This is a genomic window from Xenorhabdus santafensis, assembly GCF_033949405.1.
GTDB lineage: Bacteria > Pseudomonadota > Gammaproteobacteria > Enterobacterales > Enterobacteriaceae > Xenorhabdus > Xenorhabdus santafensis.
The window spans coordinates 1-563 of the sequence record NZ_VCDN01000420.1; the positions used below are offsets into that span (position 1 = coordinate 1).

1 pseudogene is annotated in these 563 nt (G+C 35.3%); it reads left to right on the top strand.

Annotation, left to right across the window (positions count from 1 at the left end):
• A pseudogene (locus FE392_RS22955) lies at positions 1–563 on the top strand (HTH domain-containing protein); the annotation flags it as partial.

Sequence of the window (563 nt, forward strand, 5' to 3'; positions counted from 1 at the left end):
GACAAAAAAGCTATTTACGGAAAGAGACATTCAAATTCTATCAAATAACCCATACATAAAATCTGTAAGTCAGAAAGGTATCACTTATACAGAGGAATTTAAGCATATTTTTATTGAGGAAAATGAAAAAGGAAAGCTACCTCGAAATATTTTTGAAGAATGTGGTTTTGATATAGATATGATTGGAATGAAACGAGTTATGTCATCGGGAAGTAGATGGCGTGCTGCTTATAGAAAAAATGGTGTATTGGGTTTAAGGGATACACGTATCGAAAACGCTGGAAGAACTCTTGAGAGAGAGCTTACGTTAGAAGAAAAGTATGCCCGTTTAGAAGCCGAACGAAACTTACTAAAGGCGGAAAACGAATTGCTAAAAAAAATCAAACTTATGGAAGGGAGGATGAGAAGGAAATAACACTACCACCTAGTCAGAAATTCATCTTGATTCGTTCTGTCATCATGAAATACAACTTAAGGAATATGGTCAGTCATTTGTGTAAAGTAGCTGGTGTATCCCGTTCGGGATACTATAATTACTTTTCAGTTTCATCTCAAGAACAACG